Annotated in this window: 13 protein-coding genes, 1 tRNA gene and 1 pseudogene; 7 read left to right on the top strand and 8 right to left on the bottom strand. The window is 64.6% G+C overall.

Translation table 11 applies throughout. The annotated features are described in order from the left end of the window. Positions 1 to 132 precede the first annotated feature (132 nt). From ACIHA7_RS14050 to ACIHA7_RS14040, 3 genes are all read left to right on the top strand, one after another. Positions 133 to 214, top strand: a tRNA-Leu gene (locus ACIHA7_RS14050). Between the two features lie 434 nt (positions 215 to 648). Continuing rightward, a complete protein-coding gene (locus ACIHA7_RS14045; RefSeq protein WP_397289255.1) occupies positions 649 to 1,029 on the top strand; it encodes a hypothetical protein in 381 nt (126 codons plus the stop codon). Between the two features lie 53 nt (positions 1,030 to 1,082). Then, positions 1,083 to 1,847, top strand: coding sequence for a MerR family transcriptional regulator (locus tag ACIHA7_RS14040; RefSeq protein WP_397289253.1), 765 nt, complete (start codon positions 1,083 to 1,085; stop codon positions 1,845 to 1,847). Positions 1,848 to 2,264: 417 nt separating this feature from the next. Here ACIHA7_RS14040 and ACIHA7_RS14035 read toward each other — a convergent pair. The 4 genes and pseudogenes from ACIHA7_RS14035 to ACIHA7_RS14020 form a co-directional block, all read right to left on the bottom strand. Continuing rightward, positions 2,265 to 3,104, bottom strand: a pseudogene (locus ACIHA7_RS14035) (IS3 family transposase); the annotation flags it as partial. A 198-nt stretch (positions 3,105 to 3,302) separates the two neighbouring features. Further along, positions 3,303 to 3,740 (bottom strand): VOC family protein, encoded by a 438-nt coding sequence (locus ACIHA7_RS14030; RefSeq protein ID WP_397289251.1) that lies wholly within the window; start codon positions 3,738 to 3,740, stop codon positions 3,303 to 3,305. A 642-nt stretch (positions 3,741 to 4,382) separates the two neighbouring features. Then, a complete protein-coding gene (locus ACIHA7_RS14025) occupies positions 4,383 to 4,577 on the bottom strand; it encodes a hypothetical protein (RefSeq protein ID WP_397289249.1) in 195 nt (64 codons plus the stop codon). A gap of 75 nt (positions 4,578 to 4,652) precedes the next feature. After that, positions 4,653 to 5,741 carry an AraC family transcriptional regulator gene (locus ACIHA7_RS14020; RefSeq protein ID WP_397289247.1) on the bottom strand — a complete coding sequence of 363 codons (1,089 nt, stop codon included), beginning with the start codon at positions 5,739 to 5,741 and terminating at the stop codon, positions 4,653 to 4,655. Positions 5,742 to 6,339: 598 nt separating this feature from the next. On the opposite strand from ACIHA7_RS14020, the gene ACIHA7_RS14015 reads away from it, so the two are divergent. From ACIHA7_RS14015 to ACIHA7_RS14005, 3 genes are all read left to right on the top strand, one after another. Continuing rightward, entirely contained in the window at positions 6,340 to 6,477 is a 138-nt protein-coding gene (locus ACIHA7_RS14015) for a hypothetical protein (RefSeq protein ID WP_397289245.1), read from the top strand. Between the two features lie 56 nt (positions 6,478 to 6,533). Then, positions 6,534 to 8,591, top strand: coding sequence for a CocE/NonD family hydrolase (locus ACIHA7_RS14010; RefSeq protein WP_397289243.1), 2,058 nt, complete (start codon positions 6,534 to 6,536; stop codon positions 8,589 to 8,591). Between the two features lie 240 nt (positions 8,592 to 8,831). Continuing rightward, positions 8,832 to 9,053: a hypothetical protein gene (locus tag ACIHA7_RS14005; RefSeq protein ID WP_397289241.1), complete on the top strand. Its 222-nt coding sequence runs from the start codon at positions 8,832 to 8,834 to the stop codon at positions 9,051 to 9,053. A gap of 140 nt (positions 9,054 to 9,193) precedes the next feature. On the opposite strand, the gene ACIHA7_RS14000 is transcribed toward ACIHA7_RS14005, so the two are convergent. Beyond that, positions 9,194 to 9,424, bottom strand: a complete 231-nt coding sequence (locus ACIHA7_RS14000; RefSeq protein WP_397289239.1) for a hypothetical protein — start codon at positions 9,422 to 9,424, stop codon at positions 9,194 to 9,196. A gap of 91 nt (positions 9,425 to 9,515) precedes the next feature. On the opposite strand from ACIHA7_RS14000, the gene ACIHA7_RS13995 reads away from it, so the two are divergent. Continuing rightward, positions 9,516 to 10,250 (top strand): TVP38/TMEM64 family protein, encoded by a 735-nt coding sequence (locus tag ACIHA7_RS13995; RefSeq protein ID WP_397289237.1) that lies wholly within the window; start codon positions 9,516 to 9,518, stop codon positions 10,248 to 10,250. Positions 10,251 to 10,435: 185 nt separating this feature from the next. On the opposite strand, the gene ACIHA7_RS13990 is transcribed toward ACIHA7_RS13995, so the two are convergent. From ACIHA7_RS13990 to ACIHA7_RS13980, 3 genes are all read right to left on the bottom strand, one after another. After that, the gene (locus ACIHA7_RS13990; RefSeq protein WP_397289235.1) at positions 10,436 to 10,558 is read right to left on the bottom strand and encodes a hypothetical protein; all 123 of its coding nucleotides are present in this window, start codon (positions 10,556 to 10,558) and stop codon (positions 10,436 to 10,438) included. 650 nt (positions 10,559 to 11,208) lie between these two features. Then, positions 11,209 to 12,399: a cytochrome P450 gene (locus ACIHA7_RS13985; protein WP_397289233.1), complete on the bottom strand. Its 1,191-nt coding sequence runs from the start codon at positions 12,397 to 12,399 to the stop codon at positions 11,209 to 11,211. Further along, on the bottom strand, positions 12,396 to 13,139 hold the full coding sequence (locus tag ACIHA7_RS13980) for a tRNA-dependent cyclodipeptide synthase (protein WP_397289231.1): 744 nt from the start codon (positions 13,137 to 13,139) through the stop codon (positions 12,396 to 12,398). The genes ACIHA7_RS13985 and ACIHA7_RS13980 overlap by 4 nt, the downstream gene beginning before the upstream one ends. Between the last annotated feature and the right edge of the window lie 133 nt (positions 13,140 to 13,272).

Genomic DNA, 13,272 nt, shown 5'->3' with positions numbered 1-13,272 from the left:
TGAGCTCTCCTCATGTTGACAGTTATCTAATCGTTATAATCCCTGGTAGGGTTACTGACCAGTACGCCACGCCCGCCCGGAGCTTCGCGAAGTCGGTCAAGCCCGGTAGAGTTTGCACGGTCGTACCATCACGCGCGAGTGGCGAAATTGGCAGACGCGCCAGATTTAGGTTCTGGTGTCCACGGACGTAGGGGTTCAAGTCCCCTCTCGCGCACAGCTTTGCGTCACACGTGGCGCAGCCGCGGCCCGGGTGTCAGAGGGTTCTCCAACACCCGGCCATCGCCGCCGGTTACCCGCTTTTATCAGCGCAAACGTATCGATCACCCGCGGAAACCGGCACTTCCGCACGCCGTCGGCAAGCTCTTCCACACGGAGATACAGACCGCCCACGCTGGTTCGCGCCAACTCCCCCACCGGAACTGATCCACCGTCCAGTTTGCCGCGCCCAGATTGTCCGGGTAGCTGACGTCGCCCACACCCACGGTGTGTCGCCGATGAACGATGACCGCCGAATCGCTGACAAGCACATCCTTCCCGCGCTAGGGTGCCAGCCCACCATTCGCCTGGAAGTAGCCGTGGCTACTCGGCCAGCCTGCCAGCTGCCGATGAGTCGGGGGCCCAACGGCATGCGGCACGATTGCCCGCATCATGACCGAGAACGGCAGCGCCTACCGCGTCAGTCGGCAACTGGACTACGCCCGCCTCGCACTGTTCGCCACGTTCCTGGGCGTGATGTTCTATCCCGTCGCCGTCTCCCGCGTAATAGACATCGACGCCGTGCGCGACCTGATCGAGTCGAGCGGCCGGTCGCGCCGCTGGTTCGAGTGGTGGCCTCGGCTGCTTCATGCACGGCAGCGGGCCGGTGAACTCACACTGAGCGCTTGCCCCGCCGGGCAGGGCACGCGAGCCCGGTCCGGGAATCGGCCATCCGAGCCGGTTCCCGCTGCGTGGCATGCGGTGTCGGGAAGGTGCCTGGCACCGTGTGACTGCTGGATTCGACGGAGATGTTTCGGCTTGCACCTGACGTAAGGTCAGGTTTTACCGTCGACGACATCGGCGCAAGGTGCGTCGGTGGAAGTGGGATGAAACGGATGGATCGGCACGGCAACGAGCGCGTTTGGAAAGTCGGTGAACTCGCAACCGAGGCCGGGCTGACGGTGCGGACCCTGCATCACTACGACCGTATCGGGCTTGTATGCCCTGCGGAGCGGACAAGCAGTGGCCACCGGCTCTACACCGTCGGCGATGTCGAACGCCTGTACCAGGTGCTGGCCCTGCGTCAACTGGGCCTGGGACTGGACCAGATCGCCGACCTGCTCGCGGGCACCGTGGCGATGACGCAGGTGCTGTCTGCTCATCGCGACTTTCTGGCCGCGCAACTGGCCGCGATTCAGGAGCTTCATGCCTTGGTCGCAGCACTGGCCGCTACGGCGCAGAGCAGGCCGGACGCATCCGCGGATCACTTCCTGGAATTGATCAGGAGGACCGTCATGGTCGACGACACCTTCAAGGAATACTTTACCGAGGCACAGGTGACGCAGCTCGCGCAGCGCCGGGAGGAGCTGGGTGAACAGCACATTCGGCAAGCCGAAGCGGACTGGGTTGAGCTCATCGGGAAGGTCGACGCGGCGATCTCGGCGGGCATGGACCCGGCCTCACCCGAGGCGCAGAAATTGGCCGCGCGGTGGATGGGACTCTTGGAAGGGTTTCACGGTGGTGACGCGGGCCTGCGCGACAGCCTGTACCGGATGCAGGCCGGCGAGGCCGACCGGATCGAGAGCGAGTTCCGCGGACCATCACCCGCCCAGATCGAGTTCATCACGGCCGCGAACGCCGCACGCCGATAGCAGCGCCCGCGCCTCGGTACAGATGAATCGGCATAAAAGACCAGCCGCAGCTCGGCCGACCCGAACGGCCTTGTAAACGGCGAATGCGGACGTTCGTCAGGACGCAGAATCGGCGCTGCCGAGAAGGTGACCTACCCGGCACCTCCTCGGCAGCTCGTATCCGAACTGGCACACCGTGATCGTGCGTCACCGCGTACCACGACACAATTCGGCGCGGACCGCGCTATGGATGGGTCAGCTCGTATCCACGACAAGCTGGAAGCGACATGAGCGTGCTTCTACCAGGTGAACTCGAGATCGCTGCTTTCGTCAACCGCATGACCCTTGGCATCGTAGTACACCGCATAAGCGTGGCCTTTCCCGCTTTTGGCAAAGGGGACTGCCCCGAGTTCGGTTGACCGACGGGGTATCTAGATTTCAGGCCGCCAATGCGGCCGGATTGAGGGTCTCATACTCGACCGGGGTCAGGCGGCCGAGACGGCGTTGACGACGTCGCCGATGGTAGGTGCGTTCGATCCAACTGACGATCGCCAACCGCAGATCCTCACGCGTGACCCAGCGACGCCGGTCGAGCACATTGCGCTGCAACAGCGCGAAGAACGACTCCATCGCTGCGTTGTCACCGCATGCGCCGACCCTGCCCATTGATCCTCTTAATCCATTGCGCGCCAACATCGATACGAACTTTCGGGATCGAAACTGGCTGCCACGATCGGAATGAACCACGGTGCCTTGCGGAGTTCGCAGTGCGATCGCGTTGCGCAGGGCCGACACCGCCAACGCCGAGGTCATGCGCGAGTCGATGGAGTAGCCGACGATCCGATTGGAATAGACGTCCTTGACCGCGCACAGGTAGAGCTTGCCTTCGTCGGTGCGATGCTCGGTGACGTCGGTCAGCCACAACAGGTTCGCTGCATCGGCGCGGAATTCCCGCGCTACCAGATCACCGTGAACCGGCGGACCGGCCTTACGTCCCAGACCGCGTCTGCGGGCGAGCACACTGCCGATGCCGGCGACTGCACACAGTCGCTGGACCCGGTTCTCGCCGGCTGTGATGCCGCGTTCGGGCAGTTCGTCGGCGATGAACCGATACCCGAATTCCGGATCGTCGGCATGGATCCGCCGAGCGGCATCGATCAGATGCGCGTCGTCCCAATCACGGTGCGGGACAGGACTTTGCCGCCATTTGTAATACGCCTGCTTGGAGAATCCGAGCACCCGACAGGCCACCGCGACGGGAATCCCCTCCGCGCCCAGGCCAGACGGGCCGCATCTGACCTACGACGCCGCGGGGAGACGGAGTAGGCAGGGCGTCGGCCGCTGCCTTCGCCGAAGGTCAGTAGTTAGCGACCTCGCCCTTCTGGTCGGGTGAGGTGATCCTCCATTGGAGTTTGCCAGCGTATTCAGCGGTGAACACGACCGTGGTGGCGGAGGTCTACTCGGGCAGATCGGCAGTCAATTCTTCTTCAGTTCCTCGGCGAGCATCACGATGATGCCGCTGGGACCGCGGACGTAGGTGAGCTTGTAGATGTCCTCATACGTCGCCACGCCACGGAGTGGATGACAGCCGTGCTTGGCGGCTATCTCGAGGGCTTTGTCGATGTCGTCGACGGAGAAGGCGACGCGGTGCATGCCGATCTCGTTGGGACGAGTGGGATTCGACTCGATCGCCTGGGGGTGGATGTACTCGAAGAGCTCGAGGCGACCGTGCCCGTCCGGCGTCTGGAGCATTGCGATGTTGGCGTGGTTGCCATCGAGGTCGACCGCGGTGTCGGTCCACTCCCCACTGACTGTGTCTCGGCCGACGACCGTGAGACCCAGGTCGGTGAAGAAAGCGATTGCCGCTTCGAGGTCGCGAACGGTGATGCCGACGTTCTCAAGCTTGATGGCCATGCGTGCACGTTACCGAGCAGGGCGCAGCGGCTCCAGTGGTGAGCCTGGCCCGATTCCACAAGCCACTCGAGCGTTCACGGACTGTCTTGCGATGGTCCTACGGGACCTTTCCTTGTCCTCCTCTTCGACTTCCTGTTGGACTTTGTTTGCTTCATCCAGGAGCTCTTTCGACGTCGGAGCTTCTTTTGCGGCCCCGATGCGCCGGCTCCACCGGCATCGCACCGGTGCCCCCGCACGGCACCAGCAGTGCGGCAGCGCTGCCGAGGCCGAGTGCGGCAAGCATGAACTTGTCGCGAACATTCGTTACACCCACTGCGGGGTTCCTCCTGAGAATCTGGCAGCCGACCCGGTCGGTACCGTGACCGGTCGGCCTGCATTGCGCTGAGCCGAAGGGTTTCAGCCCAGAGGTGTCCCTACGGTCTTCGTTGCCGACACGGGCACGGATGGACCACATCGCTCCCACCCGGAAAGATCGTTACCCGAACGACGTCCACCCGGGACCTGCCGCGTCCAGAACTTGCACAGCCATGCCCACGGATAGCTGACCGCCATCTCCGCTACGGCGTGTTCTACGACAGCGTTCTCGAGCGAGCGGCGGCGCACGGATCGAGGGCGTGCTGCGCTATTCCGGGATCGGTTGACTCAGTGGGATATCGACCCGGGCGGGGCGGCAGGGTCGAACAGCAGATGCTGCGGTGCGAATCGGGTGTCGGCCAGGATCGGCAGCGGCGGGCTACCCTTGGGAAAATGGCTGGCGAAGATCGCAACGCGCAGACTATGTCCCGGCCGCAGGGTGGGGTAAGTGATGTCAGCTTTGCGGATGAGGCCGTCACTCATCTCGATCGGGACCGTGGGGCAATCCGACTGTTTCGGTAGGTGGGCGAAAAAGCCTCGCCCGCGAATGACGGAGATTTACCCCTGCGCGAGCGGGGCGGCTTCCGGCACGCCGCGAAAAGCCTTGTGGGCGAATCGGACCTGTTGCGGCGGGACACCGAACCAGCGGCGCGCGGCGCGAGTGAGCGCGGACTGCTCCTGCATGCCGATCAGCGCGGTGATGCGCGCCATGGACAGGTCTGTTTCACAGAGCAGTCGGTAGGCGACGTCGCGGCGGGTCTCGTCGAGGATTCTGGAGAAGCTGGTGCCTTCCGCGGCGAGGGTGCGTTGCAGCGTCCGTTGATGGACCGAAAGCCGTTCCGCGACAGTCCCGATGGTGGCGGTCAACGCGAGGCTCTCGATCGAGGTGCGTACCCGGGCACTCATCGCCCGGTTCAACTGCGGGAAATTCCGCGTCAAATAGTCCACCGCGATCGCGCGAACCGTGCGGTCACTACCCAGCACCGGGCGGTCCAACAGGTCCAGCGGAACACGTAGCACGGTGGTAGCGCGCCCGAACGACGGCTCGACGCCGAAGTACTCTAGGTAGCGTGCGACCTCGGCCAACGGCGGGTGGGGTAACTGCACGCCGCGTAATCCGTAGTCGCCGTTCTGAGTTCGCCACAGCAGCAGGTGCAGTATTCCGGCGCCGTGGTCGATACCTTGAGCGAATCCGACCGCTTCGGCGGGGTCGCCGAGGTGGATGCCGACGACACCGGAGTCGCCCTCCGGATCCGGCACGATCTCGAGCACGATCCCGGTGTGCTGAATATGCAGATAACGACACAGGCACTCCAACGCCTCGCCGACTGTCGCCGAATGCAGCACCGCGACCGACAACGGCCCGAATTCGGAGCCGTCCTGTCGTGCAGCCAGTCGCAAACCGAAATCAAGACAACGGAATTCCGCGGCGGCGACTTCCAACAACCAGCCCATGGACTCCGCGGTGACGAGCGCGTCCTCGCTTTCCACCGCGCCAGGTTCGATACCGAATCGCGCGAGCATCCCGCGCCCGTCGCCGCCCAATTCATCGACGAGGTCAGCAAATCCACGCAAACTCGCCGCTCTGGCCATCACCGCCATGTTGGGCACCTCCAAACAACTCACGACGTGGGATATCTCGCCCACTGTCCGACATTCTTCGCACGGCGCAAACGGCTCGCGACCGGACGAGTCACGAAACCGACCCCGTGGTCAGTATCGCCTGCGGACGCACCCGACACGGGCGATCCGCGAATCTGCGCCGATCGGTTTGCCGGGACACCGAGGTTGGCTGCTTCGGGCCGCACCGGGGTTGCGCGGGCCGATGATCGCTCACCGTAACGACCCCATGGACCAGGCGTTCGAGCCGATGCCTGGCACGCAAGGGTAAATCTACGTCGCTTCCGGGCGAGGCTTTTCCGCATGTTTGCCGACACAATCGGTTTCACTACTGGCGAGTAGGCGAGAGGGTTGGTGCGGATGAACGTCGTCGTGGTCAACGCCGGGAGGTCGGCAACAGTCGCGTATGGACCGCTCATGGCGGACGAGTGGCGCATGCGTGACGAATCCAGATCGAAATACGGCACGTTCGGCCTCACGTATTAGTCCGGCATTCTTTCGGACCCATACATCGAACGGCCCGTAGCGACGAATATCGCCCTCGCTGCCCCGCCTCCTCGGATCGGGCGATTATCGAATCGCCGAGCATAAACCGTCGGCCGCCCATCCCGATCCCGTGCTGCTGGTGCCCTCGACGTTTCTCTCCGACGCGGTGAGCCGGCAGTCGGTGTCGCCCACCGCGGTTGCCCTCATCGCCGGCGCGCTCGACCCGCAGCACCCGATCACCGGCGCCTGCACCATCATCCCCGCTTACGCACCGTGAGCACGAGTTTCAGTATCCGAGTAGGACAGAGAGGTACGCCGGAAGTGGCCAGGAAAATGGTTCGAGGCACCGTCGCCGCGTTGACCGTCGCGTTCGTGATGCCGTTCATCACCCCAACAGGATCGGCCGAGACAGGAACGGAGTTCCTGGGATTGGACGCGGGCCCGCTCGGTGCCCAGTGGCAGGCCGCCGTCGACGGTCCCCAGCCGTACGACGGCATCAGCCCCGACCTGGCCATCCCGCTCACCATGAGCGACGGCACGGTGTTGAAAGCCGACGTCCTCCATCCGATGAAGAACGGAATCCGTTCCGAGGCACCAGGGCCCGTGGTCTTGTCGCTGGACGGGTACGGCAAGGTGGCTTTGACGGTCGCCCAGATGCTGCTGCAGCTCCCAGGCCTCGAACAGATGGTGCTGCCGTTTCTGGAGCGGGTGATCGGGTCGGTGGACCTGACGGGTACCGCCCTCGAAGGCATCACCGACCTCACCCAGCAGGCGGACTCCGGGCTCATCGAGGCTGCGGCCGTCGACCCTCGGCTGGTCCGAGCCGGGTACACCATCGTGCACGTCGACATCCGGGGCACCGGCACTTCCGAGGGCCGGTGGCAAGTGTTCGGTGAGAAGGAGCGTCAGGACACCCGCGAGATCGCCGCCTGGATCACCGCCCAACCGTGGAGCGATGGCAACATCGGCACCGCGGGCACCTCGTTCATGGGTCTGTCCGCGCTGCGTGCCGTCGATTCCGACGCGCCCGCGATCAAGGCGGTGTTCGGCGTCGTACCCAGCGGCGACACCTTCGACGACATCACCTTCCGCGGCGGCGGCTTCGGCGTCGGCTTCCTGCCGCTCTGGCTGCTCGCGACCAACCTCGCCAAGATGGTTCCCGACGTCGAAGCCATCATCGCGGGCCGATTCGATCCGGTCCAGCAACAGAAATGGCTCGCCGACCGGCTCGCCGACCCCGCCACCTACCTGGACATGGTCGCCAACCTCTACACCGCGTTGCATCCTGACCAATTCAGCGATCGCACAAGAGAATTCGCTGATCCAGACTCCAGTGGCCGGCGGGGACTCACGGTGAACGCGTCCGAGGTCTCCGCGGCGACCTTCGTGGTGACCGGCTGGTTCGATATCTTCGGCTCGTCGCAGACCACGACGTGGAGCCAGCTCGGCGTTTCCCCGGCGAAGAAGAAATACGTGATCGGCGACGGTTATCACGCGGGTGGTGGTGTCGCGGGCTTCGGCCGCAACGGCATGCCCCGGCTCGATACCCTCCAGCGGGCCTGGTTCGACAAATGGCTCCGCGGTATCGACAACGGCGTCGACAAGTTCGCGCCGCTGACGATGAAACAACCCGGCGGCACTTGGACGACCTCGGATACCTTCCCGCGCAAGGGAACCGGCTACCAGCGCATGTATCTCACCGACCGCCCCAGCGGCACCGCGCCCGGCGCCCGCTACGACGGCGGTCTTTCCCGCAACTCCCCCACCGCGGGGCGGGACCTCACCGTTGCCCCCGGCCTGGCGAGCCTGTGCTCCCGCGACACCGCTACCAGCCTCGCCGGTATTCCCTCGATCATCGTCGGCTGCACCGAGGACTCCCGCATCCGTGAAACCGAAGGACTCACCTTCACCAGCAGCCCCGTCACCGAGCCCACCGCCGTATCCGGCCCGATCAACATCCACCTCAACGTGTCCCATGAAGCCGCCGACGGTTACTGGGTCGTCACCGTCAACGATGTCGCCCCCGACGGGCAATCCCGTCAGATCAGCGCGGGACAATTGGTTAGTTCGATGCGGGCGATCGATGATTCACGAAGCGACAAATCCGCCAACGGCGACTACATCCGACCGGTGTACTACATCGATCTCGACAAACGCCAACTCACCGTGCCCGGCGAACCCATGACCCTCGATATCGGCTCCGACCCCATCGATACCACCCTGCAGCCGGGACACCGACTGCGCGTGGACATCTTCGCAAGCAATTTCCCCAAAGGACTTCCCCCACTCGCTGTACTGAACGACAGCCAACTCAAACCGCAACACCTGCAACTCGACCCCGATGCGCCCAGCTGGATGAACGTCGCACTCAGCCAGCCGATTCCGGAATAGTCCGGGCCCGCCGCAGGGCCATCAGGCGTCTTGTCACGCGGCCCGGAACGCGGCACACTGCCGCTCGGCCGGCGGTGCGCTCCGTACGGCAGTGTGCCGGCGAATGTCTGCTTCCGCCGACGAGCGGACAGCAGAAACGCTGCCATCCTCGATCTTCCTGCCTACGAAGACTCTTCAGTACTCATGAAAGCTCACCCACAACTGGAGGAATTTGTGATGGCAACTCATTGGTGTCGCCCTGTGCTAACTATCGGTCTCACGGCCGCCGCCGCGACCATCGCCATGGCCGCGCCGCCCGCTCTCGCTGCTACCGCGCTCTCCGAATTCGAGGAGGGCACGTTCGAATGCGTCGCCAACGCGAACAGCTACGGCGAGTTCCAGGACTGCATGCTCGAGCTCGAGGAGCAGCTCGAGAGCCCGCAGACGCGTAAAGGCGATCCGGTCGGGGTCGACCCCAACTAAAGCGCACCTCGCGGACGTCATGACGTTCTGTCGCCGATCCGCATTCTTGGTGAGAAGATTCTCAGCCCACCCCCGGCCACGCTGGGGTGGGCTGAGACACCGCGCCGGGGCCAGGAGGTAGTGCGTCTCGAGCGGCGAAATCACTTCTGTTGCACCGTGACCATCGCCTTGGTCTGGGTGAACGGCGAGTCCTTACGTCCGGCGAAGAGTCCTGCTCGAACTTCGGTCTTCGCCCCTGCCGCCCACGGTGACGTGGAGTTGAACTGGTCCTCGGGCCCGCGTCCGCAACAAGGACTGAGCTGACCACCGGGAACGACGAACCCGTAGGCGTATTCGACGCCGACACCCCGGCGGATTGGCGACTGGAACATCCCCAACGTCGCTGGTCGGCGGCTTGCACAGTGGCACGGCGTCGCCGTCGGTTCGAGGAGTCGGTCGGCGTGCGGCAAGATGGCCCGCATCATGACCGAGAACGGCAGCGCCTCTCGCATCAGCCGGCGACTGGATCTCGCCCGCCTTCTGCTGTTCACCACGTTCCTGTGTGTGCTGTTCTATCTCGTCGCGGTCGCCCGCGTGATCGACGTCGACGCCGTGCGCGATCTGATCGAGTCGACCGGACCGGTCGCGCCGCTGGTCTATGTGGTGGCCTCGGCCGCCCTCGGTGCGATCTTCGTCCCCGGCACGATCCTGGCTGCGGGCAGCGGTCTGCTGTTCGGTCCACTCGTCGGCACCTTCGTCACGCTCGGCGCGACCGTGGGCACGGCGGTCATCGCAGGCCTGCTCGGGCAGCGTGCCGGCCGCACGAGTGCACGCAGGCTGATCGGGGCGCGCCGCGCCGGACACATCGATGCGCAGATCGAGCGGCGCGGCCTCTGGGCGGTGGTCGGGCAGCGCTTCGTCCCGGGGATCTCGGACGCGCTGGCGTCGTACGTCTTCGGCGCGTTCGGCATCCAGGTGTGGCAGTTGGCTGTCGGCGCCTTCATCGGCTCCGCGCCGCGCGCCTTCGTCTACACCGCACTCGGCGCATCGATCGGCGATCTGTCGGCGCCACTGGCCTACGCCGCGATCGCGGTGTGGTGCGTCACCGCGATCCTCGGCGCGGTCGCGATACACCGCGGATACCGCGGCTGGCGTAGGCGCGGCACGGGTCGAGACGCCGCCTCGAACGCAGATCCGCAACACGACCCCGCTGCCTGAGCGTGCGGACATACGATGGCTCTATCGATGGCGCGGACCTGTCCCCAGCTAAGGTAAAAATGTTGTGCGGCAAGGAGTCTCGGCGAGATATACTCAGCGATCTTTGCCGCGTGGGTGTGCGCAGCCGCGACCTGCCAACAGTGTGTACGCCTGCTCACGGCCGGACAGCGGCAGCACGGCACCGGTCACCAGGCGAAGTGTGCCCCGATCGGCCGATCGGCCGAGCACGCGAGGTCACCCCGGCCAGGGCTTGACGAGGCGAGCTGATAGATCACGTTCACACCCCACGCGGCGAGCGGATGCTGCATGACTCACCTCCAGCAGAAATCCATCCGCGCTCGCCTCGTATCCGAATATATACAGATACGGTCTACCCGATGCTCGATCCGCTACCTTCATAGATGGGACTGTGCATGCCGAGATTCAGTGCATTGCTGACCGGGATTGTTGCGGGTGCGGCAGTGGCCGTCGGCTGCGTGGTATTCGCGCCTGCCGCGCACGCGAAAGATCCCCTCAAGTTCTTCTGCGAAGAGGGTGAGTTCGGTGGGGATTACCAGCGTATGACGTTGACCGGCAGCGATTGTAAACGCACTGGTGGCGATCCAGTCGAGGGTGAGTTCGAAGGATCCTTCACTGTGCGGGTCCGAAATGGCACAGACGCACCGGATTATTACTGCTCCGACGGCGGATTCGCTCGGCTGCCAGAAGTCGTCCAGGGGACGAAATGTAGGCCATTCGGAATGCACGGCCGAAAAGGGTAAGCGGCGACCAGACGACTATCTGCTACATGGATCTGAGCGCTTCGTCCCCGCCATCTCGGACGCTGGCGTCGTACAGCCTTCGGCGCGTTGTTCTCGACACGATGACATGTGTAATGGCGCCAGCGTTCGGTAGCCCAACCTTGGTTGATCCGGCCGAGAACCCCGCCCTCGTCAGGCGGGGTATCGGGCCGCGGCAGCTACCACAGAACGGGTAAGCGCTCTGGGATTCGTTTCATGAAGCGGGTGCGCCAGACGAGTTGGTCGATGGGCACGGCGAGGTCCAGGGTGGGGATGCGGTTCAGTAGTACTTCCAGGCCGATGTGGGCGTGCTTGCGGCTCAGGGCGGTTGCGGGGCAGAAGTGTTGACCGCCGCCGAAGGAGAGGTGGGCGTTGGCGTTGGGGCGGTTCAGGTCGACCGTCTCGGGCGCGGGGAAGGCGGCGGGGTCGAAATTGGCGCCTTCGACCAGTACCAGCACGAGCTCGCCCTGGCGGACCAGGACGTCACCGAGCTGGATGTCCTCGGTCGCCAGTCGCGGCAGCCCGTCGCCGATGGACAGGTTGATGCGCAGCAGCTCCTCCACTCCGGCGGGGATCAGTGCCGGGTCTGCGAGCAGCTGAGCTTTCAGTTCCGGATGCTGGATGAGCGACACCAGCGCCATGGTGAGAAACCCGCCGGTGGAGATGACGCCTGCCCCGAACAGGGTGACCCCCACGGTGGCCAGCATTTGTTCGGAAACGTGTGCGTAGTCCGGATCGTCGCGCAGGGCCGCGAGTTCGGCCATCAGCCCGGAGGTGGCCGGGTCGTCGAGGCGCTCGACCATGTAGGCGATATCCCGATTCCAGTTGAGCTCGGCGGCCGGGATGGGATCGGCGGAGTTCATGAACGCGATGTGCAGGCTGCGCATCAGTTTGGGTGCGTCCCGCTGCGGAATGCCGAGGAGGTGGCAGTGCAGGGCGGCCGCGAACGGGTCGGCGAAATCGTTGCGCAGATCGGCGGGCGCACCCTCGGCGACGAGGGCATCGACCAGCCTTGTGGCCGTGGTGCGCAGAAACTGTTCGAGGCCAGGTGCTTTCGGGCTCAGCGCCTTCATCACCGCCTTGCGCAGACCCGCACCGGTGATGTTGCCCATGTTGTTCACCACCTCCGGCGGAATGGTGAGGGCGTACTGGCGCGGGACCCCCGGCGCGGAGGTGTCCTTCAGCGAGAACCGGCGATCTTCCAGAACCTGTTTGCACAGGGCGTAGGAGCTCACCAGCCACGCCTCGTCACCGGCGATGGTGCGCACCTTGCGCACCGGCGTGGCTTCCCGAAGGACCGCGACCTCCTCGGGAATTCGGTCGCCGCGGGCGGAGAACGGGAACGCGAGCATGGTGTCGAAGGTGGTCATGCGCCGGCTCCTTCGACGGGAGTGACGATGGCGTGGCCCTGGTTACGCGAGGCGCGAAGTCCGGACCCGCGTGCGTACAGCAACTCTGCCATCGGCAGCAACTGGTGGTAGCAGTTCAGCGAAGACGGCACCCCGAGGATCGCGGGCGTGTCCAAGAAAAGCGGAGCCTCTGCGCGGATGTAGTCGAGGCACACCTCGTGCTGGCGGGGCGTAGGTGCGCGACCAGCCAGCACCTTAGAGGACAGGAACCGCGCCACCAGCTGCTGACACACCGCGCGGAACTCCGCATCGTCGGCCGATCGCCGGACGATATCCGCATGCAGGTACCGATATGCTTCGTTGGCCCGGAACTCCGACATCGCCTTCGCGAACAGCCGCCGCCCGTGCGGATCGGCATCACCAACTGCCGCAACGATTTTGGCACGCACGCCGCGAATGTTCTTATCCGCCTTACGCCGAGCGTCGAGCTCGGAATATCCTATGGCTTCGAACATTTCGGCCACATACACATCGGTGTAGACGATGTCGACCCGATCGAAGTGCGCCAGTCCCCACTTCGCGAGATCCCGGATTCGCTGGCCGGAGAAGTAGCTGTTTCCCGGTGACACACCGATGACCGCGTGATCACCATCGTGCTGGACCACCTGACAGTGCCGCGTGAACGGCTGAACCAAAAACCCCTGCTGAACAATGGGTTTCAGCGATTCTGTTGCAGATCTGGAGAGCGTTGCCGACGTCACGATTGCGCGCCTTTCGCCGAAGGGGATCTACCGAACTACCCGCTCTGCCGAGGCAGTGGTGCACGCCGTTGTCCCCGAGCCCTAGCTCGCGAGTGGTTTAGATCCTCGCGGTGCTCACCGGGCCTCGGCAACG

Origin of the sequence: Nocardia sp. NPDC052316 (assembly GCF_044547795.1) — a bacterium.
GTDB lineage: Bacteria > Actinomycetota > Actinomycetes > Mycobacteriales > Mycobacteriaceae > Nocardia.
The sequence above is the reverse complement of the archived record's forward strand: the minus strand, read 5'-3'. Positions and strand labels throughout refer to the sequence as shown.

Excerpts from the sequence above, each read along its gene's own strand:
- ACIHA7_RS13995 (WP_397289237.1), top strand. The coding sequence starts at position 9,516 with ATGACCGAGAACGGCAGCGCCTCTCGCATCAGCCGGCGACTGGATCTC.
- ACIHA7_RS14045 (WP_397289255.1), top strand. The coding sequence starts at position 649 with ATGACCGAGAACGGCAGCGCCTACCGCGTCAGTCGGCAACTGGACTAC.
- ACIHA7_RS14025 (WP_397289249.1), bottom strand. The coding sequence starts at position 4,577 with ATGAGTGACGGCCTCATCCGCAAAGCTGACATCACTTACCCCACCCTG.
- ACIHA7_RS13990 (WP_397289235.1), bottom strand. The coding sequence starts at position 10,558 with ATGCAGCATCCGCTCGCCGCGTGGGGTGTGAACGTGATCTATCAGCTC.
- ACIHA7_RS14040 (WP_397289253.1), top strand. The coding sequence starts at position 1,083 with ATGAAACGGATGGATCGGCACGGCAACGAGCGCGTTTGGAAAGTCGGT.
- ACIHA7_RS13985 (WP_397289233.1), bottom strand. The coding sequence starts at position 12,399 with ATGACCACCTTCGACACCATGCTCGCGTTCCCGTTCTCCGCCCGCGGC.
- ACIHA7_RS14010 (WP_397289243.1), top strand. The coding sequence starts at position 6,534 with ATGGTTCGAGGCACCGTCGCCGCGTTGACCGTCGCGTTCGTGATGCCG.
- ACIHA7_RS14030 (WP_397289251.1), bottom strand. The coding sequence starts at position 3,740 with ATGGCCATCAAGCTTGAGAACGTCGGCATCACCGTTCGCGACCTCGAA.
- ACIHA7_RS14000 (WP_397289239.1), bottom strand. The coding sequence starts at position 9,424 with ATGTTCCAGTCGCCAATCCGCCGGGGTGTCGGCGTCGAATACGCCTAC.